The organism is Huintestinicola butyrica (assembly GCF_025567215.1).
Taxonomy (GTDB): Bacteria; Bacillota; Clostridia; order Oscillospirales; family Ruminococcaceae; genus Huintestinicola; species Huintestinicola butyrica.
This window is the reverse complement of record NZ_JAOQKB010000013.1, coordinates 1-20,027: the sequence shown is the minus strand read 5'-3', so window position 1 is coordinate 20,027 and position 20,027 is coordinate 1. Positions and strand designations below refer to the sequence as shown.

Genomic DNA, 20,027 nt, shown 5'->3' with positions numbered 1-20,027 from the left:
TTTACAAGACTGACACAGGACTTGTACCCCTGCTCGGGAGCCTTGCCCGTTTCCAGAAAATGCTTAAGAACCCGTCTTCACAAGCATATGCGCACGTCTTTTCGGCAAATTTTGCCGCAGACTGCGTTAAAAATCCTTGCCGGGCGAAAGCCCGCCTGCGGATTTTTGCCTACTCTGCAACAAAATTATGCTCGAAAATCCGCACACATTTCTTATGAAGACAGGTTCTAACAACGCTTTCGGTACATTTACCCACATCTGCAGACCAACGCCTGAATTCTTCTGCATTGTACCGCAGATATTTACGATGGTTTTCGGGCATATGATCGGGATTGACAACAGGCTGAACACTGTATTTTTCAAGCCTTTTATGTGACGTGACTCGGCTGCCATTGAAATAGACCTCAACCGTATTCTTCGTGAGACGAATCAGAACCTTTTCGCCGATCAGATCAAAGGGTACAGAGTATTTGTTGCGGCCGTCACTTATGAGATAATCGTTTCCGACAGTAGCCTGAGTCCATATTGCAGGCTCATATGGATGTGCAGGAAGAGAAAGCATAAACTCCTTTTCTTCATTCTCATATGCTTCTCTGCGGCTGCCGGGTCGTTTCTGAAACGGCTTGTTGTTGATAACCTCAAGACGCTCCGCAACAGCTGTTTTAACATCAGAAAACGATAAGAACTTCTGCTCACGAAGTGCCGCTGTGATCCATGTGGTTGAAAATCCGACAGATTTTTCTACAAGTCCTTTATCCTGCGGCTTACGAACTCTTGCGGTAACAATGGCTGTTCCGTAGTATTCTGCAAGTTCACGATAACTTGCGTTCAGCTGTATTTCATAGCGTGTATTGGCTGTAACACCTGTTTTAAGGTTATCCGGAACAAGAATTTTTGTAACTCCGCCGAAGTATTCATAGGCATGAACATGGCAAAGCAGCCAGTTTTCCTGCTTCATATCCGTGCACGCTTCCACATAAATTATGCCACTGCACGGGAGCACAGCAACAAACAGATATGCCTTGTATTCTTCGCCCGTTACCGAATCATAGTAGGGTATAGTTCCGCCTGCCCAATCAACCTGCATAGTTTCGCCCGGCTTATGATTGATACGCATTGTAGCCTTAGTGATTCTCGCCCGGCTGCGGTATTTGTCACCAAACTGCGTGCTCATGTACGGCTTATCTCCGTTTGCATAACAACGCTCACAGTATTCGCTCCAGAGCAAGGTAAGTGTTACGCCCTTCTTGGAAAGCTCCCTGTGGATGTAGGCATAGTCCGGCTCGGCATAAGGAATGAATCCATGCTTTTTTGCAGAGTTGTTCAGAATCTCATCAAGTTTTTCATTTGTCATATCATCATCAAGCGGCCATGAGATACCATACTTGGCAGCATTCTCCAATACTGCCTTTACTGTCTGATGCGAACTGTGTACGCTGGTTTCAATTCGCCTTTGACTATGATTCTGGCTATGAAGCCGCAATATTTCCCGATAATCTATCATATCAGAACCTCCTAATGTTAGTAGTCACACTTCCGTGTGCCACTATCATTATACTACTGCGGTTCATGAGCTGCAAGGGTGCGGTTCTGACTCCGTGCAGCTGCGGTTTTCGGGGCGGCATATACAAAGGAAGTGACTATAAATAAATTTTGCAAAATGTATCATATTTCGCATCAGGCCGTTTATGCCACAATCCGCAGACACGAAAAAGAACTGAAAAATCATATTTCCAAAAACAACAATGGAGTTAAAATACTTGATGATAACGCAGTCAATTTTCTGAAACCTAAGAAAATTTCAACGGAAATGTATAATTCAGCTTGTGAAGAAAACAACAAACTGCAAATACAGAATATTTTGCTTGTTTCGGATAATGAAAATTTACAGAAACATATTTCTGCAATTGAAAGTCAGATGCAGAAAGAAAAGACTGCTTCGGAAAGCTTTAGGTCAGATTCGAACATGTATTTTCACTTATCTCAAGAAAAGGACAAACGCATAAGTGAGCTGGAAAATCGTATATCCGATATTACTGCATTAGTTGATGAAAAGAACAGCCGCATTTCAGATTTGGAACGTGAGATAGCATCATTAAAGGTGCTTTGCGATAGTCAGAAATCTGAGATAACAGCACTTAAAGATAAATGCTCCGAACTGAAAGAAGCACTTGCTGCGGCAAAGGTCAGCAAGGGTATTTTCGGTCTTGGAAAGAGATAGCTTGCAACGTGTTGAAAGAAGAGATGCAACAATATTGCAAGGTATGGCGGGTCAGGAAGATAGCAAGCGTAAATTTTGTATCCTACAAAATCGTTTCTGAGGCATATCCCCAGCCCCATGATTTATGAAAGGAGCAGCTATATTTATGGCTAAAAGATATATAGAAAAGCATATAAGATTAAATGAAAAGAAAGATGATATTCTCAGAAGGAAAGCCGCAAAATCAAATGTGAGCATCTGCGAATACATACGCCGAACCGCTGTGAACGGCAATATTCTCCGGTATGACCTTTTGTCGCTGCATGACAATCTGATAAGTTTCCGAATGGTTGGGAACAAACTGAACGCTATTGCCAAAGAAATAAACATTTACAGAAAAATAAGCGTCAAAAACATCAACGCTCTGAGCACGCAGCTTGACATTCTGAAAAGTTTCACAGAAAGGTTCCGCATTCCGATTCCTGAAATTGTCAAGGAGTGTGAAATTCCATGAGCAGAAATATCATGCGTCATCTGAGATTTTCAAAAAGTGAATACGAGTCTATTTGCAAAAAAGCTGCATATCTGAAAATTCCTGAAAGTAGGTTCATTCGCAAAATTGCTGTTCAGGGAAATCTGAAAAGATATGATCTTTATGAGCTGAGGAAAATCACAAGAGCATTTTATTGCTGCGGTGATTCACTTAAACAAATCAGAAAAATTGCCGAAATTGAAAAATCAGAATATCTGCCTGAGATAAATGGAGAAGTTTATGGAGAAAAATAAAAACGAAATTATTGCGCAGATTGCTGCGCTGTTGTCACAGCTTGTTGATGACAATGATAATCATCAGGAATCACCTGCTAAGAAAAATACTGAAAGTTCTTTTGAGATGCTGACGATAAAAGAGTGTGCCGCAGCAATAACCGGCTTATCGGAGCATACCATACGTCAGCTTGTAGCGCAGAAAAAGATTCCGTATATCCGAACAGGTAATGGTAAGCGTGGAAAGATACTTATCAGTAAAGCAACGCTTTTTGATTACATAAATAACATCAGATAAATAAAAATGTTCCCGGTGCAATATCTGCATTGGGAACGAAAAATTGTAGAACAATAATATGACTTTTTCTGTAAGCAAGCTTGGCTTTATGATAGTAAAGCGATAATATATAAATACAGAAGTGTCATAGATCTGAAATAGGAGGATTCAGATTATGGCAACAATAAGAAAAAGAGGAAACTCATATCAAATCAGAACATCGCAAGGATATAATGTTAACGGCAAACAAATAGAACGTTCCATGACATGGACGCCTGACCCTAAGATGACAGCAAAGCAGATTGAAAAGGAACTGAAACGTCAGACCGTGCTCTTTGAGGAAGCGTGCAACAATGGTTATCTTACCGCTTCAACAAAGTTTGAAGATTTTGCTGAACAATGGTTCTGCGATTATGCATCTATTAACCTGAAAACACAGACTATCCGTACATACAATGCATTGAAAAAGCGTGTATATGCCAATATGGGACATATGAGACTGGATAAGATCTCTATAAGAACAATTCAGAAATTTGTATCTGTACTTTCAGGAAACGGAACAGCCAACGACAAAGCAGATATGCCTATACCGGAAGGAGGACTTGCTCCGAAAACAGTACGAAATTATGTAACTTTTATTTCAACTGTATTTGATTATGCGGTCAAAATGCAGATGATACAGAACAACCCTTGCCGCAATGTTACTTTGCCCAAACTTATTGCTAAAGAACGTACTGTTTACACCTTGGAAGAGGTGCAGTCAATGCTTTCATTTTTTGAAAAGGAAAGCGAAGCCAACCTGAAATACGTTATATTCTTTTTTCACAGGGCTTCGCAGAGGAGAATTGCTTGGGTTGGAATGGAAAGATATTGACTGGGATAATCATCTGATATCTGTCAAAAGGACATCTGCATGGACAAAGGAAAAGGGTATATATACAGATACGCCTAAAACCAACAGCAGCTTACGCATTATCAAGGTTCCCGATGTAATTATTGAAAAACTGCGTGACTTCAGAAAAATGCAGAATGATTACAAAGATTCTATTGGTTCCAAATGGATAGAAAACGACCGTCTGTTTAATAAAATCAATGGAGAGCCTATGGGCTTGCGGTCACCCTACAAATTCTATGAAAAGTTCTGCAAAAGAACAGGATTACGATTCGTTAATATTCATTCGTTCCGTCACTTTAATGCTTCGATCATGATCCTTAAAGGTGTTGATGTAAAAACTGTGCAGGCATGCCTTGGACACAATGATGCTACAACGACTTTGAAGATCTATGCTCACTCGTTCCGCAAAGCACAAGCTATGGCAATGGACAGTGTAGCAGACTGCATTCTCGGAACGGACAATACAGACGGTCAGAAATTCAGATGAAACCATCGTTTTTCAGTATTTCAGAAAAAACGGACAAACAACGGACAGATCACTGCCTCATAAAAAAAGTCTGTAAAAACGGCTTTAGTACGTCGTTTTTACAGACTAATCATGGCAGGGGCAGAAGGATTCGAACCCTCGGCACGTGGTTTTGGAGGTGGTGTCCCTAATCGCTTGAAATCGACGTATTTACGCTGTTGGTGGCTTTGATGTTTGGGAAAATACGACGAATTTACGACGATTTATACTAAGAACCAATTAAAAACTGTACAAAAAATCGAGCATAATCTTGCATATATGGATTATGCGATGATTTTTTGTCTACAGTTTTATTGGTTATTAGTATTATACTGGACTACACAGCAATTTACGTTGTTTTGTATTAATAATCCAAAAAATCAACAAAACTATTATTATCCTCAATCTGTGATTCTACATCGTTTGAGGCTTTTATTTTCTGACACTTGTTATTCTTATTTGGAAAACACAGTTGAAATTACTTGATAATGTAAAAGAACTAATTTTACCGAAAACAAAAGATATATTTGTGCATTAGTTCATATATAGTTTACAGCATTTCAACAACAGTATCAATAGCTTCTATACACTCTTTTATCTTATCAGCATTCACCTTAACTTGTGCAGAATACACATTATAATATCCCTGCTTCATTGCAGATAATTTGTTTCCCATATGTGCACATACAACACCAGCTGTATTAAAATCTCTCAATGGTACTGAATACTGATTTATAAACATTTGCTTATCCTGAATAGATTGATCCCTTGCCACAAAATATTCAGGGTGCGACTTAAAAACTCCATATAGAACGGAAGCCGTTGAATCCGAAATAGCTCCGAATGCCCGTGCTGGTCCTTCAAACTGCGTTAATCTATTACCAATTAATAAATGAATCTGTGGAATTTCAATTTTTTGCTCCTTTGCCATAGCTGCATACGTCCATGAGCCATAGATTGGATGCGGTGGTTCCGTACCATGCAATAAAGCTACTAATGCTGACACTGCAGTTTTTGATGAATTATCTGCATTTATAGGAATCAACAATCTATCTACAGCAGAAATTGCAATTTGTGTATAAATACTAAAACTTGGATTAGTATCTACCAAAACAATACAATCATTCTCTGTATCATCATTTATGGATTGAATTAATCGTTTAATAATCTCTAACGTCCACTTCCACGGTTGGGCTTGTGGGGTAAGTGCTTTAGCCGATGCAGTTTCATTTATTGCTGGTGCCATAGGCTCAAGATTTCCATCGCCACATAACAAGTAAATGTTATTCGGCAACTGATTATTATACTCACTTACATTGATTACAAAGTCATCAATCTTTGGCAACTGTGCTCCACGTCCATTGGTAATAACAGTACTTAAATAACCTACTACTGACTTAGGAACGGATTCAGAACATAACCCTACTAATATATCTTCTCCTTTTTCACCTCCGCCCAATAACATCATACTTGAATTTGATTGGGGACATAAATCTATTACAAATACTTTTTTATCTGGATTTAACTCGGCATATCTTATAGCCAAGTGAAATGTAATTGTACTTTTTCCAACTCCACCTTTATTATTCCATAATGCATAACTATGTAATACTGACATATATATTCCTCCATTGTATATTTCTTGTCATAGATATATTCACGATATTCTTGTAATCATTTTATAAATATTCAATCAGCCCTTCTCCAATACGTTTTACTAAAACTATAACCAACGCATTCCCCATACAAAAATACCGCATTTTCTCAGGCATTCCCGTATCAGTCCAATTATCGGGGAATCCATTCAGTCGCTCGCATTCAATAGACGTAAGAACCCGTAATCGCCCTGTCTGGATATCCCTGACAACATGAGAAGCTCTTCCGACCTGCGTTTCAGAAGTAAGCATAGTCCGTGACGGCTTTTCCAGAGCATCGGGAAAGCCGACAGCACCCTCGGAAAACCAATATATGCTCCCATCTCTTCTCTGTCGCTGCTCGTTTTTCGCACCTTTTAAGTATATCCATTTCGCCATATCCTCTTCCTTAAGAAAAAAGCGTTCATCTATATCCCCCTGCTCCAGGATCCTTCCTAGAGGGATAAACGGCTCAACTCTCGGAATCACCTCGACAGAGTACACTCTGCCATTCATCATCACTCCGGAATTATACAAATACACCTTTTGAAGCCTTGAAAGAGTATCCATGTCCTCAAACTTCATCTCATCTATCCAATGGTCAACATAATCACGTTGATGTGATTCTATCGGAAACGCCTTTGACAAAATGCCATCTTCCATCACCTGTTTGTGCATAGCTTTCACGCCTTTGATACAGACTTGCTCAGCAAATTCCCGAAATAATCGTGTCCTGTTATGATATGCAACGATAAAAGTCCTGCGCCTGCGTTGAGCTTGGCCGTAATCGGCAGCATTGATGACACGCCATTCTACAGCATACCCGTTTTGATAAAAGCATCGAAGGATAAGGGAGAAATCTCGTCCGCATTGTTTGGCAGGAGACCGTATCAGCCTGTCAACGTTCTCCAAAATAACATAGCTCGGCTGCTTATCCCTTAAAATGTCATTTATCTGCCACCAAAGAACGCCTTTTGCACCCTCGATGCCTTTGGAATTCTTCTTCATTATGGAATAGTCCTGACAAGGGAATCCGCCCACTAGAAGGTCGTGATCGGGTATATCATTCTTCGCCTGTGCAATATCCTTGCAGACATAGTTAGGGCTGTGTCCAAAATGATAGGTGTAGCAATCGAACGCCCATTGGTCAGCTTTATGCGGCTCCCATTGGTTCGCCCATACTACTTTATATCTTTCAGAAGCTGCCTCAAGCCCCAGACGAAATCCACCAACTCCGGCAAATAGTTCGACTGTCCTTATATCGCCCATTTCATCACCTACCCAGATATACTATTGCTTCGTGTTATTTTATAAGCTCTAGTATCGTATTTACGCATTCATCGGTATTTTTCAGCACTTGTTTCTCCCAAAAGTGTATAGGGATCCAGCCCAATTCTTGGAGCTGAGCATCAACACGCTTATCTCTTGCCATATTCTCTTCAATTTTTTCTATCCAATATTCTCTGTTGTGCTTTAGCTTAGCTTTTCGTTCTTCCCAATTTTCGCCATGCCAAAACTCTCCATCAACAAAGACTGCGACACGATAACGAAGGATAGAAACATCTGGAGAACCGGGGAGCTTTTTATAATTTCTTCTGTACCGATAGCCTTTATGCCATATCTTCTTTGCAAGGATAGTTTCAGCCTTTCCGTTCTTAAGACGAACTTTGCTCATTCGTTTTCTTATCTCAGGTGTAGAGTCATAACTTTTAGGGTGTTTCATCTATAGTCCACTCCAAATAATTATATATTAAGTTATCTGAAAGAATTACTTCGCTGCTTTATTTGGATTTGTAGATTTCAATAAATCGAATATCTTGTTCTTGCAAATCAACATTTCTATTTCTATTTTTTATTACGATTTTATCTGAAGGTATAACATCAACTACCTTGCCCATTAGTGTAGTATAGTCATTTTTGGTAATAATAACCTTTTTGTTGACCCACTCTTTTGTAATTGGATTATCTATTGGATCAATTCTATGTATAACTTCCTTTTCTTCCTTTGAAATCTTAAAGTTTCCCGATGGCTTCAGTCCTATTATCATCATAGGAATCGTAAGTTGATTCATCATTGGTGGTAAATATCTAAGCACCTTTTCATAAGAACCACTTGCTGAATCTATATTAGCAATTACTTTCATCAAATCTGTAGCACATACATATATACCGATCTGTCCCTGAATGGCTTTTTTAACATGATTTAATTCACATGATAAAACAGGCTTTAATAAGTTCCAAGCAATTGCTTCTCCATGATTAAACGCCACTTCTACACAAAATGTATTATCACAAGCAAAATCTAATCTCCATTCAGTATTCCCTAACACACCCTTTGTATCGTTGAAAATATCAACTTCTGATTTCCATCCATCTATCCTTGTTAATCTGTCTTTTAGTAAAGAGTTTATGCTTGGTGTCAGCGATTTAAAAGCAGTATTTCTTTCTGAATGTTCTGCCTTTTTGATTAAGAAGTCCTTAATTAGATCATCATCTGTAATACTCGATATCACGTTTATAAACTCACAATACCGATTTTTCAAGATTGGATCTGACATTATTATCGCCTCTGCATGTCTATGTGAAAAAGTTTCGAAAATCATGTGACTCATCCCCTGATTTGCTTTTCAATATAAGTATTATTCAGCCAAAAACACTGCTTTGTCATCATACGTCCATCGGGAAGAGGAAGTTTATCGCTTCCGTCCTTGCCATGCGGCCTAACGTGTGATACCGGACTTTCTGACTGTTTAGGCAAATTATTGCATGCTCCACGAGGTGTCTGAACAAGTTTTACTCCCTGACGGATAGTATCAACTGTCCTCTGCCATACACGATGCACTTCTTCAAGGTCGTCATATGGTATATTCCAGAACTTTACTCTGTCCAGGACTAATTCTCCGTCATCGTTCTCTTGAAAGATAACAAAAAGGAATTTTGTCGGAGCAAGATAGTTATAAAGCTCAGAATCCTCCCACTCGGTTTCTTTACTCAGCTTGATAAAGTCAAATGTGGGGAATGACATATTCTCTTTTATTTTACCGTTGCGTTGTACTCTTATCGTTTTAGGAATGATGCAGGCTTTCTGAAATTCATCAGTATATGCGATTTTACCCGTTACCCCAAGCATTTTAGCAAGCAATACTTCATTAAGATTCTTTGCCGTGCTTTCAACAGAAAAATGCTGTTTCAATTGTGCCTGCGTTTTTCCAAAATAAGGACGGAGCTTATCAACGATAATATCTTCAAATGAACGAGTACGCAGCTGCTTAGGATCCTTTATCACTCGCTCATTCTCTGCATTACCAAATATGTACCTATTGAGTATCTGCGTCATATATGACGATTTAAGAGAATACGCTCTCTGCTTAGCAGGAATATCAGAAAACGGCTGCTGACGCACACTTGAAGAATTAGCACCCTTGGTACAAGCAGCAAGATAAAGTGTATCACCCTCAGAGATAAGATTTGCTTCTCCACGGCGCACTTTATCCATTATAATGCTCCAGTCACGCTCTATTATCATAAGATCTTCCTCGGGAAAGCTGAAAAGGATAGCCTTATCTATCTTAAACTCACCTTTGGGTATGTCTTTGATATGTTCATAGGACATTAAGAGCATAGTCTGGCTCTTATGCCAAAAAGAGCTTGTTTCAAAGGTCTTATCATACTCTTCCATATAGTTGATGATATTGCATACAAGACGTTCTTTAGCCCTTATATCTCCATTCTTTACTTTGATATATGGAGTGACTTTTAGCTCAACACCAGCCTCGGGAAAGTCAGGCTCTGCTTCGGAGTTAGGTGAATACCCATACCAGCTTTCTTCGATAACAGTACCGATAGCACCCTTTCCGGTAGATAGACGGCCTGTTTTGTCCACTTCTTTAAGTGGTATACCTATGACTTCCTGCGCTCTTTTCAGAATTTCTTCCTTAGTGGTGTATTTCGTTCCTTCCATAAAAGCCCCTCCTGCAAACAAAAAATGGACCCTATGCTATGTCGCATAAGATCCATTACAAAAGCATTATTTTTCAGCAGAGATAATACTATCTAGAACTTTTCCCATTCGGGTTATCATCGGAACAACAAGAGCATTGCCCATACAGAAATATCTCATTCTATCTGGCATACCCGTATTAGTCCAGTCATCATCAAATCCCTGCAGTCGTTCAGCTTCAACAGGTGTGAGCAAGCGCAAACTACCTGTATATGGGTCACATACGACGTGTGTTGAACGATTGAGAGTTGATTCACTAGTCAGCATAGTACGTCCTGGTCTATTCAAAGGATCTGGAAAAGCAATAGGGCCTTCAGAAAACACATACTCATGACCATCGGCAGATTTTCGGGGTATTTTCTTTGCGCCTTTCAAATAAACCCATTTCTGCATTTTTTCATTTGGGATATAGTATTTTTGCTCGGCATTTTCTACCACAATGTCCCGAAGAACGATAGGCTGCTCTTCCTGTTCTGTAATCTTCACGGTGTATATCTCGCCATTTGTCATATATCCTGCATTTTCAAATCCAAACGAGAAATTATCGCTTACCTCAACTATATCCGTACTTATCTTAGTTGATACTATTTTATCCGTTTCACTTAACGGAAAAGCCTTAGCCATAAGTCCGTCCCGCTTTATAATATCCTCTGAGGATAACAAAGCCATTCTTTTTCCATACTCTGTACCATTATAATATGCAAAAATAAATGTCCTTCTTCTACGCTGAGCTGCTCCATATAACGCCGCATTGACTACTCTCCACTCTACGCTGTATCCAAGTTCAGCAAGGCAGGAAAGAATTATGCCAAAATCTCTGCCCCTCTGCTTTGCTGGTGACTTCAACAGACGATCAACATTCTCAAAAATACAGAATGGAGGTTTCTTTGCTATGAGCGTATCTCTGATCTGCCACCAAAGAACGCCTTTTTTTCCTTCGATACCTTTTGAAGATGCAAGAGTGTGTGCAACGCTATAGTCCTGACAGGGAAATCCACCAACAAGAAGAGTATGATCTGGGATAGAAGCCTTATCAACTAAGCCAATATCATCACAAGTATGTGATTCACCATTTAGATTCTTACTATCGCCAAAGTGCTTTACATAGCAGTCATGCGCCCATTGTGTTCTTGCTCCTGGTTCCCATTGTGAGAACCAGGTCGTCGTCCAACCTGAATCAAGGCGCTCGAAACCAAGCCGGAATCCGCCGACTCCAGCAAATAACTCACATATCGTTTTTTTCATTGTAGCCCTCCTATGGTCATAATAGACCAGCTCGCTATATTACTTGGCAGTCTGTAAAAAATACTGTTAGCACCGACAGATGTCGGATCGTTGACTACCATTTATATTATATCATATCCAGACAAAAAAAGCAATTACAAAATAGTAATATTTTCAAAAACACAAAACAGCATCAACTGAACCATAATGATCAGTTGATGCTGTTATTAGCTTATATCTTATGTGCTTATTGTGTCTGAAGCGCAATGTCTTATAATCTCGATGCTTTTTTCAACTACTTCTGTCGAAATCCTGCACAGGAGCAAAGAAAGCCATTATACGGACTTTTCAATGTAAATAGACATCAGCACACGATAATGCTAACTGCTCAATTCGGTACACGCTGTGTTCCAAATGCGAACTGTTCAATTGCGAACACAGTGCGTTCACAATTCTTATAATTCGCTACACAATGTGTAGCTTTTTAAGCAATTATCCGACATATACAGAATTCAATCCTATTTAGTTATAACGCTGTTTCGTACTATATTATATGTTTTTTCAGCATAATCTCCTACTGAAACTCTTATTTTCTTTTTCATACATATCTATACTCCTAGCTCGCCCTTATATCCTGTGGACAATGGGACAATGAAGTCCTCAAACACCGTCAAGTGGCTTATCATCATTGTTTATTGTCATTTCCCTATTCGTGACAATGATAGGACAATTCAGGACAATGGGGACAAAGAACATACGATTTATAGTGTATCATCTTCTATAACGTATTTTGATAATTCTGAATATTTTATACCGGTAAACATATATAAAAAAGAAACACCCGACACTTCACGAATCGCATCTAATTCAGTAAAGTTAAAGCCATACTTAAAAGTTGAATCATATTTGTTTAAAATTGTTTCTTTATCATATAAAAAATCAAGTTTATCATTACTCACTCCAGGAAAATCAGGAGAATGAAGCGATTTATAATTTATCCCTTCAGGATGATCAATTGTTTTAAATTCACCAAGCCAATATCGAACGATATGAGATAACTGTATTTGAATAATACGCAATTCATCTGTGTCTGGGCATCTATCCATAATACCAAGGATCAAATCAAGGGTAGAAAGATTTAATACGTTATTATCTGAACGATCTGACAATGGACCCTCAAACTCTTTATAATTTAAATTTGTTAAGAAAAATTGATTACATCGCACAAACTTAATTATTTCTGGAATATCATTATTTATATCAGGACCATGTCTAAGACTTGCCCATCTTTGCGGAAGAGCTGCTAAGGTTTTCAACGTACTTTTCTTGCTATTGATATCTATCGATATTTCAGCATCATTAATTAAGTAATCAACTGTAACATTAAATTTTTTTGAAATTGTCTCTAGTGTTTCTTTACCCGGAACACTTCCGTTCTTCCAACGTGTAACAGTAGCCGGAGAAACCCCTAATTCTTTAGCAAGCATTCTAGGTTTAATATTGTTCTGCTCACATAGTTCTACATACTTTTGCCAAAACATACAAATATATCTTCCTCTCTTATGTGACTGTTTCACAAATTTATAATTATGCAACATAAATTAGCGTTTTTATATTGACATTTTACACATTGTAGCATATAATGTTCTAGAAGAAGCAAAAATAAACGCATTAAGAAAATCATACCACAATTTATAAAAAAAATCAAGTAATACACTACCCCAAATAAAAATAATTAATTTTTGAAAAGGAGTTTGACATGGAAAACAAAAAAGATCATATTTTTCCCACACCGCTTGCCCCATCAAAATCTCCGCCGCCATTCCCGATAGGAGCATTGCCACCGACAATACAGGCTATGGTGAACTTCGTTTCCGAAACAACCCAAGTCTATCCCGATATGCCCGCATCAGTAGCACTTGCAGCATTATCTGTCTGCCTGCAGGGCAAAGCAAAGGTCAGTTTCAGCCCCTATTGGTCGGAGGAGCTTAACCTTTATATGCTGATAATAGCACCTCCGGGAGAACGCAAATCAGCAGTATTTTCAGCAATGACTTCACCGATAAACAAATTTGTCAACGAATACAATACACTTCACCTCATTGATGTGCAGACCTATTTCAATTCCAAGAAAATGCTTGATTCCAAGCTGAATAAGGCGATTGAAAAAGGTGAGGACAGTTCAGTTATCCGTGACATTCAAATGGAGATCAATAATTTGCAGCCTGTAAAGGAAATGAAGCTGATAACAACAGACGTTACTGCCGAAGCACTTGCCGCCATTATGAGCGACAACAACGACACAATGGGAATTATGTCACCCGAAGGAGGTATCTTCGATGTAATTTCGGGAATGTACTCCAACAGCATTATTAATCTGAACATATTCCTTTCGAGCTATGACGGCGAGCCTGTGAAGATAGACCGCAAATACGGCTCTGTCACACTTTCGCACCCTCTGCTAACTTTCGGGATATGCGCCCAACCGCAAGTGCTGAACAACGTCATATCAAATCAGCAGTTTATCGGAAAAGGTCTGACGCAACGATTTCTGTTCTGCCTGCCCGACAGTATGATTGGACACCGAAAGCTCATACAGGATATAAACGGAACAGAGGTCACAAAGCGGTACAAGGAACTTATCTACCGCCTACTGAATATGCCGCCTAACCCCGAGCAGTACATTGAGCTGACCTGCAAGGCAACAGATCTGTTTACCGCTTATGCGGACAAGATCGAATATCAGATGTCGGAAAACGAAAAACTTGCCGATCACAGAGAGTTTTTCAGTAAGCTGCCGGGCAAAACGCTGAGAATAGCAGGACTTCTTCACCTTTGTGAACATTCCCCTTCCAAATGTATATCGGACGAAACAATGTCCGCTGCAATAGAAATCTCAAAGTATTACGGACAGCAATATCTAAAAATGATGTGTGCGGATAATTATGACGACACTCCGCAGTTTGTCCTTGATAAAATGATAGCACACGCTTTGAAGAACGGCATTTCAACCATTTCCTTTCGGGATATAAAACGTTCCGTCCGCAAGCTGACAGATGAACAGGTCAAGGACGCTCTTGAAATGCTGACTGCTCACAAATACATATCATATGTTCCACCGGAACATAACAGCGGAAACAGGCGGAAGGAAAGCTATGCTCTTAATCCGATACTGCTCGAAAACGGTCATTGTCCCGGACAAACCGATGATCGTCCCCCCATTGTCCCGACCGAGTAACTCGGCAAAACCAATGTAAATAAGGGATTTTCCGACAATAAGATACTCCATTGTCCCAATGTCCCTTAAACATAAAAATCACAAAAGAAAGAGGTAAATCATTATGAATGCAACAAAGACAACCGCAGCACCCGTGGAAAACGCCCCTGTCCTCTACACACCCGAAAACATTATGGCAATTATGCACATCAGCCGCAGCAGCGTTTACAAGCTGTTCAGCTCCGAGGGCTTTCCTTCCATTAAGATGGGCGGTATCCTCCGCATCGAAAAGACCGCCTTTGAAAAGTGGCTGAACACCTATGCAGGCAAGTCATTCATTATCGGCTGAAAACCTAACGACTATTATATCGGGGCATATCCCATATATCCCGATACAGAAAGGAGAGAATCCAATGTCCAGGAAACCTCCCGAAATAAAACAGCGCAAGGACGGATATTTTGAGCAGAAGGTCACCATTTCGCCCAACAACAGAAAGTCCGTGTACGGAGCAACAAAAGCGGAAGTACGAAGGAAAGCCCGTGAGCTTATTGCAGAAGCATTGCGTTATGATATTTCCAACGTCAAAAAAATGACGGTATCAACGTATATGACCCATTGGCTCGAAGATATAAAAAAGCCCGAGCTGAAGCCAAGCTCATACGACCGTGTGGAGCAGTCTTTGAAATATCAGATATTCCCTGCAATCGGTCATATCCAGATAAACGCCCTGACCTCAAACGATGTTCAGAAAATGATAAACACTATCATCAACGAAAAATCCTACTCCACCGCAAAGAAGGCGTACAACAATCTGAACGCCTGTATGGAGCTGGGCGTTCAGCGTGGGGAAATTCTCAAAAATCCCGTCAAGGGTGTGAAGCTCCCGTCCTCAAAGACCAAGGAGAGAAAGGAGATCACTGCATACACTCCCGAAGAGATCGCCGCAATCGTGGAAGAAGCAAAGCGCACTTACAAGAACGGCGCTCCCGTTTACAGATACGGCTATCTGATTATTCTCATTCTGAACACGGGAATGAGAGAGGGCGAACCGCTTTATCTAAAGTGGAAGGATGTTGACCTTGAAAAGCGTCATATCTACATTCACGGAAATGTTGTGGAAGTGAAAAATCGTGCTGAAAATGCCGAGAGCAGTTACGTTCTTCTTGAACAGGACACCCCCAAGACGGACAAGTCCACTCGCTACATTCCGCTAAATGACAATGCTGTTGATGCACTTGAACATCTCCGCAAGATCATTAAGGACAAGGACAGAGTTATCGCCACAAAGAATCACACCATAACTTCTCCCCGAAAGGTTTACAAGACGATGGAGTGTATTCTGAAAAAGTGCGGGATAACCGACAAGGAAAATCTTGTCCACGCACTCCGTCACACATTCGCTACAACGCTCATTCGCAACGGAGTTGACATAAAAGCGGTTTCGGAAATTCTCGGTCACGAAGATGTTTCAACTACTCTGAATACTTATCATCATGTCATAGAGCAGCAGAAGCATTCTGCGGTTATGACGCTAAATAACTTATATTAACTATCCTACATATCGGCGATACACGCCCGTTCCCCCAAAGCGATGTTTCCGCAGGAAACATCGAAAGCCCTCGGCGTTTGAGAGCAAGTTAACCAAAATTCAGTCAAGATCACCTGGGGCAGCATTGCCCCGGCGAAATTGACGGCTCAGAATTTTGGTATAACTTGCTCCACCAAAACGGAGTTTGGGTGGACGAGCCGTCACCCTCTTCCACCACGCAACCGAAAGGAGATATGCAAGTGGCTCATTTAGAAAAATATACAGCGGCCGCAACAGGACATATGCTTGCACATTATGACCGCACACATTCAAGCAGTACAAGCAACATTGACGAAAGCCGAATACACCTCAATTACAATCTTGCAGAAACTGATCAGCCCCTCTCCTGCCTTGATTTTCTGCACAAGAGAATGAGTGAGATCAAGGTTTTGAAAAGGGCGGATGTAAATGTAATGTGCGATTGGGTAATAACCGCCCCCGAAGATTTGACAGAGGACGAGCTTCCCGTATTTTTCGATGAGTGCTACAAATTTCTGACTGAACGCTACGGAAGAGAAAATGTAATTACCGCTCCGGTTCATATGGACGAAACTTCACCGCATATACATTACAGTTTTATTCCCGTGGTGACAGACAAGAAAAAAGGAATACCCAAGCTCTCCGCAAAGGAGCGCATCACCAGAAAAGACCTGAGTACATTTCACCAAGATCTGACAAAACATATGACAGCCGTTTTCGGAAAAGATATAGGAATACTCAACGGAGCGACTGTAAGCGGAAACAAAACAATCAAGCAGCTCAAAAAGATGTCCGAAAACCTTAAAGCGTTCAAGGCTGTACCTATCGAAGAAAATTCTGCCGTGTACAAGCTCCTCGGAATAGACAAGGTAGTTGTAAAGCGTTCCGAGCTTGAACGAGTGAACAGGGCTGTTGAAAACACACAGCTCATATCAAGCAATCAAGATTCGATAATCTCCGATCTAACCGAACAGAAACACAAGGCTGACCGCAAGAATAAAAAAGCAGAAGAACGCCTTCGGGCTGCCGAGGAAAAAGCAGGCTGTATCATAGCAGATGCAAAGACCGAAGCGGACAATATGGCCTCTGAGGTCAGCTCCGAGAAAGCCGAATGGGAGAAGAAACGTGCCGAACAGCAGACTATTCTTGACAACCGTGAAAAGGAGCTGTCGGAAAGGTCAGAGGAGCTTGCCAGGGCAGAACAGCTTGTAAATGAGCAGGCTGAAATCAACGAAGCATCTGCCGAAAGAAACCTTGCCATTGCAGCTCAGCTTGAACAGACGGAATCGGAAATAGAGGAAGAACGGCGTGAACTGATGAATCAGAAGAACAGTCCTCACGAATACTACGGCGAGATCATTTTTGAGAAAAATGTTGAGCTGAACAGCAAAGAAGCGGAAATTGCCGACCTTTGCAATACCATATCCGAGAAAAACAGCAAAATTGCAAATTTGGACGCACTTATTGATGAAAAGGAAAGCAAAATACAAACTCTAAACTGTAGGATAGTAAGCAACGAAAACGCACACGAACAACGACTGACTGCTGCATTGGAACAGCAGGAACATATCCTTACCGAAAAACACGAAAAAGAGGTTTCGGAACTGAACGAAAAAATCAGCATATTGGAAACTACCCTCAAAGCACTGACGAACAAATTCAACGATGCAATGGAGTTTATAAGGGATATGTGTATGTCTGTCGCAACACTCATATTTGCCAAAAATGAATGGAGAGCTGACCTTACAAAACAGCAGCAAAGAGTAATTGATGCTATATGCAATGCAGGCTCTGCGCTCTGCCGCAAATTTGAAAAACCCGAGCTTGCCGAGGAGATAGACACCAAATATGGACTTGGTGACAGCATAGCCGAGGAATATGACCGTCTGACAGAAAAAGACAAAAGCAGAAGCCGCAGCAATGACGGACCTTGCTTATAACGAAAATGCCGTCCGGACTTATGAACGGACGGCTTTTGTTATATTAGAAAGTTATAATTTAGGCTATAACATATCATAAAAAACAAATTACTCACTGCTTTATTCTATCGTAAACAAAGCAACCAACTGCCAACATACCCATTATTACATATGCAATAATATCCCATACATCAGTAACAGGAGCGAAAAACAAGGCAGATACTATCAGATTTATTACTATACAAAGTATAATTCCACCAAAGATTGCAATTCCTGCCGCAAACCATTTTCTTTTTCTCCAAATTTTCATTGTCACATAAACGATCCATAAATACAAAATAACAGCTGCAGATATCCGCCAACCAGCCACAAAAACCATTCCCGCATCGGTGAGGCGGCTCAATACCCAGATAAATGGGCAAAGGAGGACAGTAACCGAGCATAAAGATATGAGCATTCCTTTTTGTTGATGAACTATAATTGGAAAGGTTACAGCCCATACAAAAATAATTGAGCTTATTGGATAAAGTGACCAAGTAAGCGCACCTGTAACCGCAAAATTACAAATCATACATACTACAATTCCTAACAGCATAACGATTGAAAAAATCGTTCCGACCATTCTGCGAAATGTAGTGTTTATGCTATGTGATGACTGCTGTGCATAAGTAATGACACTGTCAAGTTCTATCGCTGAGTCCGTTGAAGTAACGTTCCTTTCCCCGTTCAGAAGCTCGCTGACAGATACCCCTAAGCATTCCGAAAGAGGGTTCAGCATAGAAATATCCGGGAGACTAAGTCCACGTTCCCATTTGGAAACAGCCTTGTCAGTGATATTAAGCATTGCGGCTAATTCTTTTTGTGTAAAAGATTTAGCTTTTCTCTCCTCAGCAATAAAGCCGCCAATTTTCTGCATATCCACAATATCGTCCTCCTGTTTGAAGTTTATTATGTCATAATTATACTGTATATACGCTGAAAAAGTCAACCGACTGTCAGTAGAGTTGATTATTTACACGCAAAAATCAGGATAAACGGTTGTTTTACACAAAAAAACACAAAAACAATATATAAACAAATCCCTATAATACATCATTTACAGGTAATAAACTTACACATTTTTCTACGACTTTATACGACAAAAATACAACAGTTCTCAACGAAAACGGGACGAAAACGTACTAAAATACCGTCCAAAACCGCATTTAACACTAAAAAACACAATATAACAAAATGCTCTCAAACAACGCATCTACGTCATTTGAGAGCATTAAATTTGGCAGGGGCAGAAGGATTCGAACCCTCGGCACGTGGTTTTGGAGACCACTGCTCTACCAGCTGAGCTATACCCCTAAAAGTAAAATTGGTGGGCCATCGGGGACTCGAACCCAGGACCGACCGGTTATGAGCCGGTTGCTCTGACCAACTGAGCTAATGGCCCTTTAAAAAATCAGCAGCTAAGTAATAACTTAGCTGCTGACACAAAGGGTGTCGGCGCAGCCCTATTTTCCCAAGACGTCGCCATCTTAGTATCTTCGGCGTGTATGAGCTTAACTTCTGTGTTCGGAATGGGAACAGGTGGAACCTCATAGCTATTTGTACCGACTATGCCCGAGAGGTGGCTTTCCAACTCTCTTTGGTGACCCGTAGGAGATTCGAACTCCTGATGCCGCCGTGAGAGGGCGGAGTCTTAACCACTTGACCAACGGGCCGTTTGGTGCACCATCGGGGACTCGAACCCAGGACCCACTGATTAAGAGTCAGTTGCTCTACCAACTGAGCTAATGGTGCATTTCCTTGCGGAATGTTGGGGATTTGTTTTT

19 protein-coding genes, 4 tRNA genes and 1 rRNA gene are annotated in these 20,027 nt (G+C 40.5%); 10 read left to right on the top strand and 14 right to left on the bottom strand.

Annotation, left to right across the window (positions count from 1 at the left end; translation table 11 throughout):
- Positions 1-169: 169 nt before the first annotated feature.
- Complete coding sequence (istA, locus tag OCV68_RS12045; RefSeq protein WP_262572956.1) at positions 170-1,504, bottom strand: IS21 family transposase; 1,335 nt, start codon at positions 1,502-1,504, stop codon at positions 170-172.
- Positions 1,505-1,636: 132 nt separating this feature from the next.
- Between istA and OCV68_RS12040 the strand changes: the two genes are divergently transcribed.
- From OCV68_RS12040 to OCV68_RS14695, 6 genes are all read left to right on the top strand, one after another.
- Complete coding sequence (locus OCV68_RS12040) at positions 1,637-2,221, top strand: hypothetical protein (RefSeq protein ID WP_262572954.1); 585 nt, start codon at positions 1,637-1,639, stop codon at positions 2,219-2,221.
- A 145-nt stretch (positions 2,222-2,366) separates the two neighbouring features.
- Positions 2,367-2,714, top strand: coding sequence for a plasmid mobilization protein (locus tag OCV68_RS12035; RefSeq protein WP_262572952.1), 348 nt, complete (start codon positions 2,367-2,369; stop codon positions 2,712-2,714).
- Positions 2,711-2,986, top strand: coding sequence for a plasmid mobilization protein (locus OCV68_RS12030; protein ID WP_262572951.1), 276 nt, complete (start codon positions 2,711-2,713; stop codon positions 2,984-2,986). The genes OCV68_RS12035 and OCV68_RS12030 overlap by 4 nt, the downstream gene beginning before the upstream one ends.
- Entirely contained in the window at positions 2,973-3,263 is a 291-nt protein-coding gene (locus tag OCV68_RS12025; RefSeq protein WP_262572949.1) for a helix-turn-helix domain-containing protein, read from the top strand. Before OCV68_RS12030 ends, OCV68_RS12025 begins: the two co-directional genes overlap by 14 nt.
- Positions 3,264-3,417: 154 nt before the next feature.
- Positions 3,418-4,116 (top strand): tyrosine-type recombinase/integrase, encoded by a 699-nt coding sequence (locus tag OCV68_RS14700; protein WP_317259215.1) that lies wholly within the window; start codon positions 3,418-3,420, stop codon positions 4,114-4,116.
- A complete protein-coding gene (locus OCV68_RS14695; protein WP_317259214.1) occupies positions 4,097-4,624 on the top strand; it encodes a site-specific integrase in 528 nt (175 codons plus the stop codon). The genes OCV68_RS14700 and OCV68_RS14695 overlap by 20 nt, the downstream gene beginning before the upstream one ends.
- Positions 4,625-5,192: 568 nt before the next feature.
- On the opposite strand, the gene OCV68_RS12015 is transcribed toward OCV68_RS14695, so the two are convergent.
- The 7 genes from OCV68_RS12015 to OCV68_RS11985 all read right to left on the bottom strand — a co-directional run bounded on the left by OCV68_RS12015 (position 5,193) and on the right by OCV68_RS11985 (position 13,041).
- Positions 5,193-6,260: a ParA family protein gene (locus tag OCV68_RS12015; protein WP_262572946.1), complete on the bottom strand. Its 1,068-nt coding sequence runs from the start codon at positions 6,258-6,260 to the stop codon at positions 5,193-5,195.
- 61 nt (positions 6,261-6,321) lie between these two features.
- Complete coding sequence (gene dcm / locus OCV68_RS12010; protein WP_262572943.1) at positions 6,322-7,545, bottom strand: DNA (cytosine-5-)-methyltransferase; 1,224 nt, start codon at positions 7,543-7,545, stop codon at positions 6,322-6,324.
- A gap of 34 nt (positions 7,546-7,579) precedes the next feature.
- The gene (locus OCV68_RS12005; protein WP_262572940.1) at positions 7,580-7,999 is read right to left on the bottom strand and encodes a very short patch repair endonuclease; all 420 of its coding nucleotides are present in this window, start codon (positions 7,997-7,999) and stop codon (positions 7,580-7,582) included.
- Positions 8,000-8,057: 58 nt separating this feature from the next.
- Positions 8,058-8,834, bottom strand: a complete 777-nt coding sequence (locus tag OCV68_RS12000; RefSeq protein ID WP_262572938.1) for a BglII/BstYI family type II restriction endonuclease — start codon at positions 8,832-8,834, stop codon at positions 8,058-8,060.
- 50 nt (positions 8,835-8,884) lie between these two features.
- Complete coding sequence (locus OCV68_RS11995) at positions 8,885-10,237, bottom strand: Sau3AI family type II restriction endonuclease (RefSeq protein WP_262572935.1); 1,353 nt, start codon at positions 10,235-10,237, stop codon at positions 8,885-8,887.
- A gap of 66 nt (positions 10,238-10,303) precedes the next feature.
- Entirely contained in the window at positions 10,304-11,521 is a 1,218-nt protein-coding gene (gene dcm / locus OCV68_RS11990; RefSeq protein ID WP_262572932.1) for a DNA (cytosine-5-)-methyltransferase, read from the bottom strand.
- Positions 11,522-12,261: 740 nt separating this feature from the next.
- A complete protein-coding gene (locus tag OCV68_RS11985; RefSeq protein WP_262572930.1) occupies positions 12,262-13,041 on the bottom strand; it encodes a helix-turn-helix domain-containing protein in 780 nt (259 codons plus the stop codon).
- A gap of 218 nt (positions 13,042-13,259) precedes the next feature.
- On the opposite strand from OCV68_RS11985, the gene OCV68_RS11980 reads away from it, so the two are divergent.
- The 4 genes from OCV68_RS11980 to mobV all read left to right on the top strand — a co-directional run bounded on the left by OCV68_RS11980 (position 13,260) and on the right by mobV (position 18,225).
- Positions 13,260-14,738: a YfjI family protein gene (locus OCV68_RS11980; RefSeq protein ID WP_262572928.1), complete on the top strand. Its 1,479-nt coding sequence runs from the start codon at positions 13,260-13,262 to the stop codon at positions 14,736-14,738.
- A gap of 103 nt (positions 14,739-14,841) precedes the next feature.
- Positions 14,842-15,066, top strand: a complete 225-nt coding sequence (locus OCV68_RS11975; protein ID WP_147623149.1) for a helix-turn-helix domain-containing protein — start codon at positions 14,842-14,844, stop codon at positions 15,064-15,066.
- Positions 15,067-15,130: 64 nt separating this feature from the next.
- Entirely contained in the window at positions 15,131-16,267 is a 1,137-nt protein-coding gene (locus OCV68_RS11970; RefSeq protein ID WP_262572923.1) for a tyrosine-type recombinase/integrase, read from the top strand.
- Positions 16,268-16,506: 239 nt separating this feature from the next.
- Positions 16,507-18,225, top strand: a complete 1,719-nt coding sequence (gene mobV, locus OCV68_RS11965; RefSeq protein ID WP_262572920.1) for a MobV family relaxase — start codon at positions 16,507-16,509, stop codon at positions 18,223-18,225.
- Positions 18,226-18,316: 91 nt separating this feature from the next.
- On the opposite strand, the gene OCV68_RS11960 is transcribed toward mobV, so the two are convergent.
- From OCV68_RS11960 to OCV68_RS11935, 6 genes are all read right to left on the bottom strand, one after another.
- Positions 18,317-19,120, bottom strand: a complete 804-nt coding sequence (locus tag OCV68_RS11960) for a helix-turn-helix domain-containing protein (RefSeq protein WP_262573111.1) — start codon at positions 19,118-19,120, stop codon at positions 18,317-18,319.
- Between the two features lie 361 nt (positions 19,121-19,481).
- Positions 19,482-19,557: transfer RNA gene (locus OCV68_RS11955), tRNA-Trp, on the bottom strand.
- 11 nt (positions 19,558-19,568) lie between these two features.
- Positions 19,569-19,645 (bottom strand) — tRNA-Ile (locus OCV68_RS11950).
- A gap of 48 nt (positions 19,646-19,693) precedes the next feature.
- Positions 19,694-19,810: ribosomal RNA gene (rrf, locus tag OCV68_RS11945) — 5S ribosomal RNA — on the bottom strand.
- Positions 19,811-19,841: 31 nt separating this feature from the next.
- Positions 19,842-19,916: transfer RNA gene (locus tag OCV68_RS11940), tRNA-Glu, on the bottom strand.
- A 3-nt stretch (positions 19,917-19,919) separates the two neighbouring features.
- Positions 19,920-19,995, bottom strand: a tRNA-Lys gene (locus OCV68_RS11935).
- Between the last annotated feature and the right edge of the window lie 32 nt (positions 19,996-20,027).